At 36.5% G+C, this 13,223-nt stretch carries 13 protein-coding genes, 2 tRNA genes and 1 pseudogene; 3 read left to right on the top strand and 13 right to left on the bottom strand.

Features of this window, described 5'->3' with window-relative positions:
• The 5 genes and pseudogenes from QZV03_RS08005 to QZV03_RS07985 form a co-directional block, all read right to left on the bottom strand.
• Positions 1-393: pseudogene (locus QZV03_RS08005) on the bottom strand (pyridoxal 5'-phosphate synthase lyase subunit PdxS); the annotation flags it as partial.
• A gap of 185 nt (positions 394-578) precedes the next feature.
• A complete protein-coding gene (locus tag QZV03_RS08000; RefSeq protein ID WP_296875668.1) occupies positions 579-734 on the bottom strand; it encodes a hypothetical protein in 156 nt (51 codons plus the stop codon).
• 153 nt (positions 735-887) lie between these two features.
• The gene (locus QZV03_RS07995) at positions 888-1,106 is read right to left on the bottom strand and encodes a 4Fe-4S binding protein (protein ID WP_292802404.1); all 219 of its coding nucleotides are present in this window, start codon (positions 1,104-1,106) and stop codon (positions 888-890) included.
• Positions 1,107-1,117: 11 nt separating this feature from the next.
• Positions 1,118-1,945, bottom strand: coding sequence for a sulfite exporter TauE/SafE family protein (locus QZV03_RS07990; RefSeq protein WP_012955168.1), 828 nt, complete (start codon positions 1,943-1,945; stop codon positions 1,118-1,120).
• Between the two features lie 45 nt (positions 1,946-1,990).
• Positions 1,991-2,791 (bottom strand): cobyrinic acid a,c-diamide synthase, encoded by an 801-nt coding sequence (locus tag QZV03_RS07985; RefSeq protein ID WP_012955167.1) that lies wholly within the window; start codon positions 2,789-2,791, stop codon positions 1,991-1,993.
• Between the two features lie 169 nt (positions 2,792-2,960).
• Here QZV03_RS07985 and QZV03_RS07980 point away from each other — a divergent pair, with 169 nt between their 5' ends.
• Entirely contained in the window at positions 2,961-3,347 is a 387-nt protein-coding gene (locus QZV03_RS07980; protein ID WP_296875666.1) for a helix-turn-helix domain-containing protein, read from the top strand.
• 86 nt (positions 3,348-3,433) lie between these two features.
• Complete coding sequence (locus QZV03_RS07975; RefSeq protein WP_296875665.1) at positions 3,434-3,676, top strand: multidrug efflux SMR transporter; 243 nt, start codon at positions 3,434-3,436, stop codon at positions 3,674-3,676.
• 32 nt (positions 3,677-3,708) lie between these two features.
• Here the strand turns inward: QZV03_RS07975 and QZV03_RS07970 are convergent, their stop codons facing one another.
• From QZV03_RS07970 to tgtA, 7 genes are all read right to left on the bottom strand, one after another.
• Positions 3,709-4,632 carry a DUF1848 domain-containing protein gene (locus tag QZV03_RS07970; RefSeq protein WP_296875662.1) on the bottom strand — a complete coding sequence of 308 codons (924 nt, stop codon included), beginning with the start codon at positions 4,630-4,632 and terminating at the stop codon, positions 3,709-3,711.
• Between the two features lie 24 nt (positions 4,633-4,656).
• A complete protein-coding gene (locus QZV03_RS07965; protein ID WP_296875659.1) occupies positions 4,657-5,814 on the bottom strand; it encodes a thiolase domain-containing protein in 1,158 nt (385 codons plus the stop codon).
• Positions 5,815-5,826: 12 nt separating this feature from the next.
• The gene (locus QZV03_RS07960; protein WP_296875657.1) at positions 5,827-6,864 is read right to left on the bottom strand and encodes a hydroxymethylglutaryl-CoA synthase; all 1,038 of its coding nucleotides are present in this window, start codon (positions 6,862-6,864) and stop codon (positions 5,827-5,829) included.
• Between the two features lie 145 nt (positions 6,865-7,009).
• Positions 7,010-7,083: transfer RNA gene (locus QZV03_RS07955), tRNA-Gly, on the bottom strand.
• A gap of 10 nt (positions 7,084-7,093) precedes the next feature.
• Positions 7,094-7,167, bottom strand: a tRNA-Gly gene (locus QZV03_RS07950).
• 77 nt (positions 7,168-7,244) lie between these two features.
• Positions 7,245-7,913, bottom strand: coding sequence for a class I SAM-dependent methyltransferase (locus tag QZV03_RS07945; RefSeq protein WP_296875655.1), 669 nt, complete (start codon positions 7,911-7,913; stop codon positions 7,245-7,247).
• 4 nt (positions 7,914-7,917) lie between these two features.
• On the bottom strand, positions 7,918-9,897 hold the full coding sequence (gene tgtA, locus QZV03_RS07940; RefSeq protein ID WP_296875653.1) for a tRNA guanosine(15) transglycosylase TgtA: 1,980 nt from the start codon (positions 9,895-9,897) through the stop codon (positions 7,918-7,920).
• Positions 9,898-10,049: 152 nt separating this feature from the next.
• On the opposite strand from tgtA, the gene QZV03_RS07935 reads away from it, so the two are divergent.
• The gene (locus QZV03_RS07935) at positions 10,050-11,258 is read left to right on the top strand and encodes an MnmC family methyltransferase (RefSeq protein ID WP_296875651.1); all 1,209 of its coding nucleotides are present in this window, start codon (positions 10,050-10,052) and stop codon (positions 11,256-11,258) included.
• On the opposite strand, the gene QZV03_RS07930 is transcribed toward QZV03_RS07935, so the two are convergent.
• Positions 11,255-13,093: a hypothetical protein gene (locus QZV03_RS07930; RefSeq protein WP_296875649.1), complete on the bottom strand. Its 1,839-nt coding sequence runs from the start codon at positions 13,091-13,093 to the stop codon at positions 11,255-11,257. The genes QZV03_RS07935 and QZV03_RS07930 overlap by 4 nt on opposite strands.
• Positions 13,094-13,223 lie beyond the last annotated feature (130 nt).

The following is a 13,223-nucleotide window of genomic DNA, read 5'->3' as shown; positions in this document are numbered from 1 at the left end:
GTTACGTGCACCACATACGAATGGTATTGTAAATTCCTTTTTGTTAATGTGATATTCTTCATCTGCAGGTGTCAACACTTCACTTTCATCAATCATGTCCACACCTAAAGTTTCAAGAATTTGTGCCTCTGCAATATGACCAATTCTGGCCTTTGCCATTACTGGAATTGAGACTGCATCAACCACTTCCTCAACTATTGTTGGGTCCGCCATTCTTGCAACTCCGCCTGCTGCACGAATATCCGCAGGGACTTTTTCAAGTGCCATTACAGCCACAGCACCGGCATCCTCTGCGATAATAGCTTGTTCAGCATTTACCACATCCATGATGACGCCCCCTTTTGTCATTTTTGCAAAACCTTCTTTTAGTACTTTTGTTCCTTTTTCTATCATTTTTTTGTTCTCCTATTTCTGAATTGTTTGAAGGGCATATATTAAAAGGGCCCTCTTAAACGTTAATATAACAATAGTTATAATAACAATTATTAGTATATATTTTATCTATATAAATTTTATGGCAACAAACCCGACGGCATATATGATAAAAAACACAAAAGTGACAGTCCAAATGTATCAGTTTAAAATAATTTTTGCTGTAAATCAATATAACTGGGTTCATTGACCTCTTTTACAACATCACTTTCCTTAACATCACCAATCAGCAATGGTGAATCTGGATTATGCAACTTTTGATTCTTTTTGACCAGCTTCATGTTGGCATTGGCGTAACACACTTTAAATTATCTACTACTTTTTAGTGAATTTTGTTTCCACATTTAACAAACAAATATAACTTGTCAAATGCCTTACAAAAATTGGACATACAAACCATTAACCTATATAAAAATCTTAACTGTTATGAAATACTCATCAATTTTTCAATTATCCTAAGATTTTTTAATCTTATAATATAATAGATATAAAAAGTGTTTAAAAATAACTGATTTTGTAAAAACATTGTTTTGACAAGTTTCTACACATTTTGAGCAATGCCTGCACTTTTCAATATCCATCAGAATATAATCATCAAATGTTTGAATCAGATTAAAATCACATGCCTTTGCACATTCCCCACAACCAATACAATTTTTCCATACATTATACATACAAATCAAAATTATATTATGCTTAATATTATGTCGAATACCCCCATCATTTGAAGGCCAATATATGATATTACGATTACCTGCAGCGCTTTTAATTTTGTAGGATTGATTTTTTTAGATAGGTTAGCAGCATATCCAGATACAATAATGCTGGTTATTGTTAAAAATACGAATTGAAGCAAGTTGACATAACCTAATGAAAAATCCGGCAATCCTTGAACACCCCAACCTAAAACAATATAACAGATTACCCCTGCAAGTGTGGTTGCGATGCTTAATGCTGAAGTTGTTCCGATAGTATTTGTTATTGGATATCTCAAGTATGCCACAAAAATCGGTATGATAAATGCTCCTCCTGCGGGACCTATCAATCCGCTTGCAAGACCACATGCAAATGCAATAGAGTAAAATAATCCTGCATCAGTTTTAATATTATCTAAAGAGGTAGGAGATTTTATTAAAACTAAAAATACTGTTGATACTATACATATTACACCAAACAAAATCTTTAAAACCTCAACATCTATGTATTGAGATATGACTGCACCCAGAATGGCACCTACAAAACCAAAGACCATCATTGGTTTTAGGTGCTGTTTTACTATTAGATTGTTTTGTTTGTGCTTTCGTGTACTGTTTATCATCGTGACACAGATAACTGCAAGACCTGTTGCAAAGGTAACCGTTAGGGACGTTTTAGGATCACATCCAATTGAGGTTAAAAGATAATATTGGATTGGAGTGATTACAATTCCACCGCCAATCCCCAAAAGGCCTGCCATGAAACCTGCAAAGCAACCTCCAATCAACAGCAAAACAACATAAAAAAGCAAATCCATTATTGCACCATGCGCCCTATTGAAATTTAAATCTTAATCAAATCTTTAAATTTTTGCACAGATTTCCTTAATTTCACCTTCTACTTCCTCAAGGTTAATTTCTTTTTGGGAAAGGTTGCTTTGAGCTATGTGTGAATTATATTCAAGTTCCCCAACGACAGATATGTCATCATCCAATTGTTCCAATACCAAATCTTTAGTATTTTCATCAATTTTATTCAATATTACCATATATTCTTTGGATGCCTCTTTTGATAATGATCCTATTTTATTTGCCAACAATATTGCATCGCTTGACGGGTCAACTATTGAAATGAGTTTGTCTGCAGACTCAATTACTCCTCTTCCAATGTGTTCTATTCCCGCTGAGGTGTCGACCAATATTACTTCATTGTCTTGTAATTCAATGTGATTTAGGAAGTCTCTTGTAAGATTTCCCATCGGACAGGCACAGCCTTCATCAGGGTCGTTGATTTTTCCGGATTCAATGAATCCTATATTTCCGTTCCATGTCACATAATCGGAAGGTAAATCTGATAATTTCATATTATCCAAAATATCTATTGAATCGGAGGCGGCGTCATCTTTCAGGTTGATCTTTTCTAAAACCATACCTTTAATTCCTACTTTTAAAATTTCACCCATTATCTTATCTCTTCCACCATAATATTCCATTAATGAAGTGTCTGCAACATCAACATTAAGCATCTTGTTCAATCCGAGGTTTCCCTCATCCATATCAATTATTAATACTTTATTGTTTTTTGACAATTCCTTTGCAATTAATGATATGAATGTGCTCTTTCCACATCCTCCTCTTCCATTGATAAATATTTTTTCTTTCATTTAGTTCACTTTCCATAATTTGTGTTTTAAATTATAAATAAACTACAATTAAAAGGTTTTGTAACAAAAAAGTAACAAAAATAATAAGTAACAGTGTGATATCCTCTTTAAAGTAATACTTTTTAAAAATATTTAAAGGAAAAGGTTTAAATTTAACAATAGGTGCAAAATGACAATTAAAAGAAAATTTGATAAACTGCCCCCATACTGTCAATTTGAAAAAAGTCTGAATCTTATTAAAAACAAATGGACAGTATACATTTTAAGGGACATGATTCTTGGAAAAAAATATTTCAGCGATTTCAAAGAGGACAAGCCTGAACTGTCCAATAAAATCCTAACACAAAGACTTAAGGAACTGGAAGAAAACAACATCATCGAAAAAAACATCAAAGATAATGAAACATCATATCACCTGACTGAAAAAGGCCACAGGCTTCAAAACATATTATACGAACTCGCCATTTTCAATCTTGAAGAGAAATATCATGGCGAGGAACTGGAAAAAATTAAAAAAGAATTTGAACAGTTAAAATATGGGGGAAACCAAAAATGAATAATATTGCTTATCTTTTACTTGCAATTCTATTTGAAACCAGTGCACATCACTGTTAAAAGTTGCTGAAGGTTTCACTAAACCATTTGCCAACAATAGCATCAATCATATTATACATATTATCATTTTACTGTCTCATCAACTGCCTAAAAACAGCACCAATAGGAGTTGCATATGCCATTTGGTCAGCATTGGGAATCGTGCTTGTGACAATTGTAGGGATTATCGCTTTCAAACAGACCCCTGATTGGGCTGCTATCCTTGGACTTTTACTTATCATTATAGGTGTAGGGGTGCTAAATCTATTCTCAAAAATGAGCTTACATTAATTATGAATTATTTTTTAAAAAAAAACTAAAAGTCAAAACAACTTAGTTTGTAAATCCATATAGCTAGGTTCATTAACTTCCTTTACATCATCACTCTCTTTTACCTCACCAATCAGCAATGGCGAATTAGGATTATGCAACTTTTGGTTCTTTTTAACCAGCTTCATGTTGCTGTTGGCATAGCAATATTTGCATCCATGCATGCAAGTATTATATGCTCCAATATCCCTTCCAAATATGCAGTTGCATTCACGGTTCTGGTATTTTCCTTTAGGCAATTTCAAATTATTTCCAATAGCTCTTTCAATCACCTGCTGGGTCATGCATCCTGATGAGTCACAGCCGAACTGATCAAGCAAAGTTCCCTCAAGACATGTTTTTATCTGGATATCGTTTTCACGAGCAATTCTTGAAAAGTTTTCACCGATGATTAATTGCTCCTCAATTGTAACCTCTTTTGCATCAGGAAAATTCCTTAAAACCTTCTTATACAAATCAATGAAACTTATTGTGCAATAATCATTGTATGTGGACAGTTGTGATGCTATCTCTTCAAATCTATCAATGTGAAAATCCAAATCATATTTTTCTGTGATAAAAATTGGATCATATCTCCACTCAACGCAGTTACTCCCCAGATAATCGGATAATGACTTGAATGTTTTAATTACCCGTTTATAAGATGGAACATTGACTTCAATGTCTTTATCATATGCATTGATTGTTATAAACCAGAACTGATTGTATTCATCCAACTTATCGATATTTTTGACTAAAGGCTTTGGATTTTTAGAAGTAAAACACATGCAATCAGTTGTCTTAGGGTTAATCGGATATCTATAAATATCATCATTATACGGATTTTTAGAGCAAACAAAACCCTCATCAACCCTGTTAAGGAACCATTTGTGAAAAAAAGCTGGAATATCGGTTCTTGAACCAGTATTGATTATCATGAAAAAAAGAAAAGGTAAAAGAGATTATAAATCTCTTCCGAAAATATGTACAGCTGCAGTACCTCCGGTACCACCGATGTTGTGGGTCATACCGATTTCTGCACCATCCACTTGACGTCCGCCTGCTTCTCCTCTGAGTTGCCATACGACTTCAGCAGCCTGAGCAATACCAGTAGCACCTAATGGGTGTCCACGTGCCTTAAGACCACCGGAAGTGTTGATTGGGAAGTCACCGTCGATTTCAGTTTGACCTTCTTCGATAGCTATTCCTCCTTTACCTTTTTCAGCAAAACCTAAGTCCTCTACTGCTAAAAGTCCGTTGATTGAGAAACAGTCGTGAACTTCAGTCAAGTCAATGTCTTTAACAGTGACTCCTGCCATATCATAAGCTTTTCTGGAAGCCACTTTAGTAGATTCAATGGTAGTGATATCTTTCCTATCGTGTAATGTTAATGTTCCGGAAGCTTGTGCAGAAGCCTTTACATAAATTGGAGTGTCAGAGTATTTTTTAGCATCTTCAGCAGGCACCATAACTACTGCCGCTGCTCCGTCACTAACAGGAGAACAGTCAAGAAGTGTTAATGGGTCTGCAACCATTGTTGAATTGATAACCTTATCAACAGTTACTTCAAATGGGAATTGTGCATTTGGGTTTTTGGATGCGTTCTTATGGTTTACAACTGAAAATTGTGCCAATTGTTCACGAGTTGTGCCGTATTCATGCATGTGTCTTTTTGCAATCATTGCATATAATGATGGGAATGTAGCTCCTTGCTGTGCTTCCCATTCCTGGTCGGATGCAGTTGCAATTGCCGGTGTAGCATCAACTACATCAGTCATCTTTTCAACACCTGCGGAAATTACCACATCATGGAAACCTGATGCTACAGCCATGATTCCCTGTCTTAATGCCAATCCTCCGGATGCACAGGCAGCTTCCACTCTTGTGGTTGGAATAGGGTTAAGACCCATGTGGTCGGAAATAAGTGCTGCAATGTGTTCCTGTTCAACGAATAATCCTGAGGACATGTTTCCAACGAACATTGCTTCAATGTCAGCACCGTCAATTTCAGCATCATTTACAGCTTTAACTCCTGCTTCAGCAATTAAATCTCTGAATGATGAATCCCATAATTCACCGAATTTTGTTTGTGATACTCCTATAATCGCAACATCTCTCATATTTAAGCCCCCTTACATTTTAATTTTACCTTTGAATTTAGCATAAACAGCATAATCAACATATGTCTTTTGATCAATGATGCTTTGTGTTTTTGGAGCTAATTCTCTTCTTTCTTCAATTTCATCCTTAACAGTTATTGTGAAACCGTCACTTCCAGCACCTGAACCGTATGAAACAACAAATATCTTGTCTCCTGGTTTTGCAACATCCAAAATATTGGATAATGCTAATGGTACAGCACCGGAGTAAGTGTTTCCAATGTTAGGAGTTAATAATCCTTGTTTAATTTGATCTGATGTGAATCCTAATTTTTTACCAGCTCTTAAGTAGAATTTACCGTTAGGTTGGTGGAAACATGCATAATCGTAATCTTCAGGTTTTGAGTCAGTTTCCTCGAATAACATTTTTGCAGTACTTAAAACATGTTTGAAGTAAGCTGGTTCACCTGTGAAACGTCCACCGTGAGATGGATAGTCCTGACCTTCTCTTCTGTAGAAATCAGGAGTGTCGGTTGTGAAACTGCAAGTGTGGTTTATATCAGCAATTGTGTTTTCTTTACCGATGATGTAAGCTGCCCCACCAGCGGATGCAGTGTATTCCAATGCATCACCAGGTGCACCTTGTGAAGTGTCGGCACCAATAGCCAAACCATATTCAATCATTCCTGACTCAACAAGACCCATTGTCATCTGAATACCTGCGGTTCCTGCTTTACAAGCAAATTCCAAATCTGCAGCGGTTAATTTTGGTGTTGCACAAACTGCTTCAGCAACAATGGAAGCGGTTGGTTTTACTGCATATGGATGTGATTCTGAACCAACATAAACAGCACCAATTTTTGATGGGTCAATTTGAGCTCTTGCAAGTGCATATCTTGCAGCAGTTACTGCAATGGTTGCAGTGTCTTCATCAGGAGAAGGTACGGATTTTTCATTAACTACTAATCCGTTTGATAAAGCTACAGGGTCATCCCCCCATACTTTAGCAATTTCTTCTACCTTTATTCTATATGACGGCACATGTGCCCCATATCCTACTATTCCTACCATTAAATCACCTTAAATTATAATCTTAAACAAAATTAAAAATTAATTTAATTATTAATATTATATTCTTATTATTATATAAAAGTAACTAAAAAAATAGGATTATTTAAAGAAAAAAAGATTTTCAAAAAAAAATAGATATTCAAAATGCAGTCGCCGGGATTCGAACCCGGGTTGTAGGCTTGGAAGGCCCAAGTAATAACCAGACTATACCACGACTGCTTATAAAAAATGCGGCGTCCGGGATTTGAACCCGGGTCTCTAACGTGGCAGGCTAGAGTCTTAACCAGGCTGGACTAACACCGCATGAAAACTAACAACAAATAAACTTATGTTTTAATTATATATAAATGTTTCGCTAAAAATAATGAAAAGGAAAAAAATTAGATTTTTCTTGCAAGAATACAAATCCAATCATTTTCTTCATTGACAAATGCCTTGAAATCCTTAAATCCGGTTTTTTCAAGAGATTCCTTTAAAACATCTTCTGAATAGATTTTCATATCCAAGAGTTCTACCAAATCATCATATTTTTCCATTTCGCCTTCCCTGTAAACTGCTTCGTTACAGAAAAATACAAGACCGTCCCTTTTCAATACACGATTTACTTCCTTAAGGTCATTGATAAAGTCGGGCCAGAAATAGATTGTCTCAAAACCGGTTACGATATCAAATGTCTCATCATAAAACGGCATGTCGGAAACTGAACCCTGCAATACATTGACTATACCCTTATCGATGGCTTCCTGGTTCAATTTGGTTGATTTTTCAACACTAACCTCGGAATAGTCCAATCCAACAACCCTTCCGTTTTCAGAGATCTGTGCTGCAAACCTTTCGATGTTTCTTCCACCTCCACATCCGATATCCAGGATCTTGCTGTCCGGGCGAACTTCAAAGTGGCTTACTCCCCACTGCGCCATTGACTCATGGGACCTGTTCATCCTGTCTAGAATCTGATGGCCAAGTTCACCAACAGGCTTTCTTGCATTTTTGATTAATTCCTTATCTTCAATATGATGACCAGTATTTACCTTATCGTTATCACTCATAATATCACTTTTTCATTCCCTTACGGGTTTTTATTGCCTGGCCTGTCTGGAACTGTTCAATTTCACATGCTCCAAGCAATGCCTTACCATAGGCAAGCAGTTTATCCTCTTCATTGACTATCAAAACCTCATCCTTTGCCCTGATGTTATCGTCACAGTCCACTACGAATTTACAGAACACGCTTTTACCGTCAAGTGCAAAGGGTTCTGAATCCTTGTTTACCACAACCCTGTTTTGAGGATATGGAATGTTTGCATGAAGCCTTTTTGCACCCTCTTTTGACAGTATCAGGTATGAATCTGATGCCCTCATGTTCACAAGCAGGGTCTTTCCATCATAGATGTGTCTGATTTTTCCAGTCTTCTTACTCTTTTCAATGTTGATGTTTCCTTCAAATATCGCATCGCCCGCACCAAAGCCGAACTGATAGTCTGCAATGGCCTTGACCTTTTTGACATCATCCTTTTGATACCTGATTTCATCTGAAATGACGGTTTTATCCTCAACATCCCAGTCCAGGGTTTTGATTACTCTTGAATGGATTAGAACCTGGTCATAATATTCACCGAACTCGTTGATGAAATCTTCTATAAACTCTATACTGTCAACATCACGGGTTTTTGGTGCATCATTCTGACTTAACGGATAGACCTCATCGATTTCCAGTGGTATCAATCCGAATGGAATGTCCAATACCATGAAATCACTGTTTTCAAGGTCGATTTCCTTTTCATCACCATAGACATAAAATTCCCCAAGCTTTCCTGAAATGAACTTTGAATAAGGTTTTCTTGATGGAGGAAGTATAATCAAATCACGTTTTTTAGGCATTTGACGAAGCTTTTCCATGTGCCTCATGACTTCAGACCTTTTAAGGGATTCGGGGCCTGTGTAGAAGAATGCGGATCTTTTGCTTCTCGGGTCATACTTTTCCAAATCATCGCAATATTCGCCCAAATGTCTAACCGCTTCAAGAAGTGCCGGATGTGCACGACAGCGCTCTTCCACCAGTTCCATCAGGTTTCCATCATATATTGCCTGTCTGATTAATCTGAGCTCTGCAAATGAAACATGCAGGTTGTGCTGTGCAATCAAATCCCTTCTTTTCTCTTTCGGCATCGCCCTTAGCTCATCTGGAGTGTATTTGGTACATACCTCACAGGAGCATGGCATTTCCTGAAGGTTTTCAAGCTTGAATGTCCCTCTTGTTGATAAAAGCCTGTCATCTTCAGCATACAGTATATAAGCCGCTGAGTCAAACAGATCACATCCCATTGCCACACACAGGGCAAATATCATAGGATGTCCGGCTCCCATCAGATGGCGGGGAACGGTATCTGAGAGTTCCTTCATTGAGTTCATCACAACATCCACAAGATCCTTGTAGTGATAGGATTCCATCAGAGGAACCACAGCGCCAATCGGATATAAATCGGCGTCCAGTTTGGAAAGCTCCCTTGCACATTCACGTCTCAAATCAAGGAATGTTGAACCCTGAACAACAGAATTCAATAGCATTTCCATATTCTGTTCCTTTTTGTAGGATATCGCTTCACGTGCCCTTTCCAAAGTGATTTCCATATCACTTTCAGCCTTTTCACGGTCCACAAACGGGGCTGTCGGAATATCGAGACTTGTTCCGATGTCTGTCTTGATCAGTTCCTGAAACTCAATAACTTCCTTGTTTGTTATTTCCACATCCCCATAAACTGACAGCTGAAATGAACCTGAATCGGTCATTATCGGACCGTCAAAGTTGATTAGTTTGTGCAAGCCTTCATCGACTGCCTTCTGCTTCAACTCATCATCCTTATAAATCAGATATGCATTAGTAATAACAATGTCTGCACCATATTTGCCTACATCCAGCGCCTGTTTACGAGGATGAATTACCGGCATCAGTGCAGGGGTTTTTACATCCCCATGATTGGTTTTTAAAACACCAACACGGCCTTTTCCATCTTTTGCCTTAATTTCAAACATTTATTTAACCTTATATAATTCTTTAAAATAACTTTTAAATTAAAAATTATATAAATTTTTGCTCATTGGGTAATTTTAGCTTTTAGAAAAATTACAATTTGGTAAAATAGCCAAGTATTTAAAGTTATAGCAACTAAAATATCCTTGATACAATGAGTTATGAAAACAGTGCTAGAATAATTAATGATGATATTTTTGATTTGGTGAATGAACTTTTTGCCAGGGAAAAAAGTAGTAAAAATATTGAAGATAGGGTTAATTTTTTTGATACTTACAACAATTATTTCGTTTTAACAGATGATGGATCATATTCTATTAATTCAAAGGAAATAAACCATAAAGTTGAAACCCTACATACATCTACAGGGGCAATAAGTGAGTCATTTGAAAAATTTATCAAACCGATGAAATTCAATTATGACGAAGACATTGCCATTCTCGACATATGCGCAGGACTGGGCTACAATTCCTCAGCTGCAATTGATGATTTCATGAAAAATTCAAATGCAAATCTCACAATCGACATGGTTGAAATATCAAAGGCCACTCTGGCATGCGGACTTCTAGTACCTTCACCAATCCCCGCACATGACATAACCAAAAAGGCAATCGAAGATGAACTGATAAAGCAGAATTATGCAACCCTGAGCCTTGAGGAGTGTGAAATACCTGAAAACATTGATATAAATGTTTTTATCGAAGATGCAAGACAAACCGTCCAAAAACTAAAGGACAACACATATGATGCAATATTTTTGGATCCCTTCAGCCAGAACATGGCTCCCGAACTGTTTTCACTGGAATTTTTCAGGCAATTCAGACGCGTCATAAAAGATGACGGAATCGTTGCAACCTACACTTCAGCCGCACCGATAAGGGCAGGTTTTATTGAAGCCGACTTCTATATCGGACTTGGACCAATATTCGGAAGAAAACAGGGAGGAACCCTTGCAAGTCCAAATCCGTCAATGCTTGACACCTCACTTCCAAAAAACGATGAGATAAGGATTGCACTGTCAGATGTGGGAATTCCATTCAGGGATCCCGGTTTGAATAATTCAAGCGAATTCATTCTTGAATCAAGAACTGAAGAAAGGCATCTTGCACGCCACAACACCAAAATATCATCAGCCGTTAAAACACCGATATTTCTGGGGGACGAAATGGATGATGAAAAACTGAAAAGACGTGTTGAGCGCAATCTCTTGAAAATGAACATTCCTTCAACAACCTCTCCTGAAGCTTTCTACATCGTTGAAGTTGAGGATTCATACACCGAAAAACAAGACGAAAAAAACAATTCAACCAACAGAATTCTTGAAATGAAAAAAAGATTAAAAAAAATAAAGGAAGGAAATTAAATTTTTACATGATTTCCACTTTTAAGTATATACGCCACTTCTTTTGATGACTTGACCGGTCCGCTGACTACCTTAAGATGTTTAGGATTATTGGTAATATGTTCCAAACCGAATATTGAAAAGTCAGCGTCACAACGATCACAGAAAATCATACCTTCAGTACTTCCAGGTTCTTTACGACCGGTTGCAGAGAATATTCCAACTTCGGTTGTTTCATCTCCAGCCCAGAAGACATCCCAGTACAAGTCATGACTTCCACAGTACGGACATGTTCTTTCCATTTCACACATGTACCATGCCCATCCGTATTTGGACTCTTCACCCGGAGCTGACGGCCTACCAACTGCAAGAATGGTTTTCCCATCATCGGAAACACCATATTTATTGTAGGAGAAACCCATTCTGTCTTCCATAACAGTGATTTTGCATTTAACAGTATAACCTGTTTCCAAATCCTTACACTCTACAGAATAATGTCCAACAGGGAATTTAAAGTTAACTTTTGCAAAACCCTTTGAATTGGTTTTGACAATGTGCTTTACACCATCAATGGTAATCTGCATTTTTGTATATTTTGCAGGCTTACCGTCCTGATTTAAAAGCTGTGCCTCATAGTATGATGCCTCGTTATCTATTGCACCTATATCATGGGCATTGATTGAAGCCAATTTAACAGTGACCTTTTTGCTTACTGTATAACCGGTATATGGATCAACACTTTTGAAGATATAAGTTCCCTTATCCAATTTAAATTTAACAGTTGCAACACCTTTGGAATTTGTTTTAACTGTCTTTTTGGAACCGTCCACATAGACTTTCATTTTCTTATTGGTAGCCAATTTACCATCGGTCTTGTGAAGGGTTACCTTGAATTTGGAAGTGGTGCCGGTAAATACAGTCATTGACTTTGCAGATATTGGAGACAATACTTTAATTGTATTGGTTCTTTTCTCACCAGTCTGTGGATTGATTGATTTAATCTTAAATGTACTTGGTTTAGAAATAACCTCAATACTTGCAACACCCTTTGAATTAGTTTTTACATTGAAATAATCTCCTTTAGTATAAAACTTAATGTATTTATTTTTAAGGACATTTCCGTTTTTACCATAAAACTTGGCAGAGAACTTTTGGGATCCCTTATAATACTTCTTAATGTTGGATGCTTCAACAGATGTCTTAATGGTTATCCTGTTGGAAATCTGATATCCGTTAGGATGAATAGCATAAACTGTGTATTTACCAACTTTTAAATTTAAATTCAGGGTGGCTATACCTTTAGAATTTGTCTTTTTGGTATAGGTTTTACCGTTGACCTTGAATTTGACTTTAGTGTTATTCAGTAAGTTACCATCACTGTCTAAAAATTTTGCGGAATAATACTTAGTACTCTTATAGGTTGTTGTAATATCCTTTGCAGTGATTACAGGCAATACATTAATCTTATTTGTAATGTTGGCAATATTACTGTAAAAAGCGGAAGCTGTAAAAGTTCCTGTATTTAAATCTAAAGGAATTGAAACCTTACCATTTGAATCAGTGGTTTTATTATAACTCACACCGTTAATCTTAACGATTAAAGAAACATTGTTAACAGGATGTGAATTCTGAGATAATACCACATCATAACTCGCATTTCCTTTATAGTACATTTTCACATCACTACCATCAAGAGTGTAATTTCCAGAAGCTCCAGAAGTAGCGACATTCTCCCCTGTAGATAAATCTTCTACCCCCGATGGGGGCTCATCATCTACATCATTGGTCAACATATCATCGGTTGAGTTTGTATCTTCAGCACAAACAAAACCCAATGAAAGTATGAAAACCATCATTATTAAAACTAAATTTATTTTCTTAAAAAACATACGTTAACTCCATTTAACAGTTGTTCGTGATAAAATCTTTTTAACTTTTTGTATAAAAAGCTTTTGATTTTCAAACTAAGTTTAAATAAGCCTAATT

The sequence above is a fragment of the uncultured Methanobrevibacter sp. genome, from assembly GCF_902788255.1.
Taxonomy (GTDB): Archaea; Methanobacteriota; Methanobacteria; order Methanobacteriales; family Methanobacteriaceae; genus Methanocatella.
Note: the sequence above shows the minus strand (reverse complement) of the source record. Positions and strands in the feature narration are given on the sequence as shown.